Below are 2,344 nucleotides of genomic sequence, written 5' to 3'. Positions count from 1 at the left end.
GAAAACTCATACATCGACGTGAGATACAACAACGTAGCCGTGGCAATAGCTACCGCCAATCCCAAGATTTGGATGCCACCTAAAACCTTGTTTTTCTGAAGATTTCGCCAAGCGATTTTAAAATAATTTCTGATCATAATTATATTTTTTTATAAACCTAACAGGTTTTGACAACCTGCTAGGTCTGGTTTAGTTTTTAAGGTGTTATTCGGTTTTTAATACCATCGTATTTGATAAGGATATCTTTCATAAATTGCATTCGCTTCATTTATCGTATGCCCATTTCTTCCATTTACCGCTCCCAGTTTCTGAAGTTCTATTGCTTCTTCTTTTTTTCCAATCTTTCGTAAACAATCTGCTTTGAAAATTTGAACTTCAGAAAAACTTGGATAAATCTCTAAAGCTTGGTCAAAAACTTCAATGGCACCTTGATAATTTTTTTGCTCGTATTTACTAATTCCAAAATAAAACAAGTCCACATGATGAAGCCAATCTTTACCATGCTTATTTAGCTGATAATCATAATCCTTTTGAAAAACTGCTTCTGCTTTTTCAAATTCGTTAAGTTGTAAATAAGAGAGTCCAATATAAAAATCATAAGAATGGTCCATTACATAACTATAACCAAAACGCTCTTTATAATCCTCAAAATCTGCAATAGCCTCACGATAGGTTTTGGCAAAAATGCACTTTATAAATGCCCGATAATCTTGATAGCGTTGTCGGTCATATTTCACAGCTTTATCAATATACACCATGCCCGCTTCATATTTTGCTTGCTTAAACATGGGCATAGCCTTTTGTTGCCATAAATAGGCTATGGTGCTATCTTCTTGAAGTCCTTTATCTATTTCTTCTTGCCATTCTCTTGAATACAACTCGTGTTTCCAAGCTCCGTTTTTTAGATATTTTTCGACTATTTTTTCTTGTTTTACTTTATCAACCTCTAATTCAGCTGTTTTATTTTCTACTAAACTTTTGGTATCTACTTTTTTCCCACAAGCTAAAACTGTTAAAATCATAGACATCAACAGTATTTTAATGTTCCCTCTCATTTTTTGAATGTTAGATAATTCTGATAAAAACCTGTTAGGTTTGGTATAGCTTATTATTTTCGTATTCCGTTTTGGTTATTTTAAACCAATTATGTTCAATACCATCAAGTTCAAATTTCTCAATAAAACTCAGTCCAACTTTTTCCAAAATTTTGTTAGAACCATTATTATTACAGTCTGCCATGGCATAAACTTCATCCGTATTGAGTTTGTCAAAAGCATAGCGCAAGGAAGCTATTGCTGCTTCTGTCGCAATTCCCTTTCCTCAATATTTCTTTATTAATCTGTAACCAAGGTCATAGTAGTTTTTATGATTGTTTGTCAAGTCGGTGACAAATTTTAGTCCGCCCCAGCCCATAAATTGGTTTGTATTTTTGTCAATTATAGCCCAGCGTCCAATGCCGTTATCATGGTATTGTTGTCTAATAAAGTTTATCACACTAACAATTTCTTCTTTATTAGTTACAGGATTATTTCCTAAATATCTATGAACATCTTTGTCAGAGTCAAGTTCAAACATTCCGTCAATGTCTGTTGGAAGTATTTCTCTTAAGATTAATCTTTCAGTTTCTATTAATATGTTCATTTTAAAAATTTATCTTGTTTCTAAAGCGTTTACAAACCTAACAGTCCCGAGCTATCAGGTTGGAAACCTATTAGGTATAATTTATTCATCCCTTAAACTATTCACCGGATTTGCCATGGCAGCTTTTATCGACTGAAAACTTATCGTAATCAGAGCAATGGTTAGGGAAATAAAACCTGCTACGCCAAATACCCACCAAGTAATTTGTATTCGATTTGAGTAATCCATAAGCCATTTATTCATCAACCACCATGCAATGGGCGATGCAATAATTAGCGAAATGAGAATAAGTTTTACAAAATCGATAGAAAACAGCTTGATGATCGAAACGACAGAAGCTCCCAATACTTTACGAACTCCAATTTCCTTAACCCTTTGTGCTGTTGCCTGAACAATCAATCCGAAAATGCCCAAAGCCGCCAATAACATCGTTAGAGAACTAAAAAAAGTAAACAGTTTTTGCAATTTGCCTTCTGCTTTATATTGCAGAGCAAGTATGTCATCTACCCATCTGATATCTGGTGATTTCTCAGGATAGAATTCTTTAAGCAATGTATGGGCAGCAGCGGCCACTTCTTTTTCTTTTCCCGGCTGAATCCGTACAAGCATGCCACCATAATTAACTTCCTTTTCGGCAAGGATGACGGTAGGGTTTTTTTCATTTTTAAGAGATCCTGGTGTAAAATCCTCTACAATACCTACA

At 34.3% G+C, this 2,344-nt stretch carries 2 protein-coding genes and 1 pseudogene; all 3 read right to left on the bottom strand.

Annotated elements, in window-relative coordinates; all coding sequences use genetic code 11:
- Nucleotides 1-215: 215 nt before the first annotated feature.
- Entirely contained in the window at nt 216-1,022 is an 807-nt protein-coding gene (locus tag VNJ50_RS07610; protein ID WP_325580564.1) for a tetratricopeptide repeat protein, read from the bottom strand.
- 67 nt (nt 1,023-1,089) lie between these two features.
- Nucleotides 1,090-1,641: pseudogene (locus VNJ50_RS07605) on the bottom strand (GNAT family N-acetyltransferase).
- Nucleotides 1,642-1,722: 81 nt separating this feature from the next.
- A partial coding sequence (locus VNJ50_RS07600; protein WP_325580562.1) for an ABC transporter permease occupies nt 1,723-2,344 on the bottom strand: 622 nt, incomplete at its 5' end.

The organism is Gelidibacter sp., from assembly GCF_035577925.1.
Taxonomy (GTDB): domain Bacteria; phylum Bacteroidota; class Bacteroidia; order Flavobacteriales; family Flavobacteriaceae; genus Gelidibacter.
The sequence above is the reverse complement of the archived record's forward strand: the minus strand, read 5'-3'. Positions and strand labels throughout refer to the sequence as shown.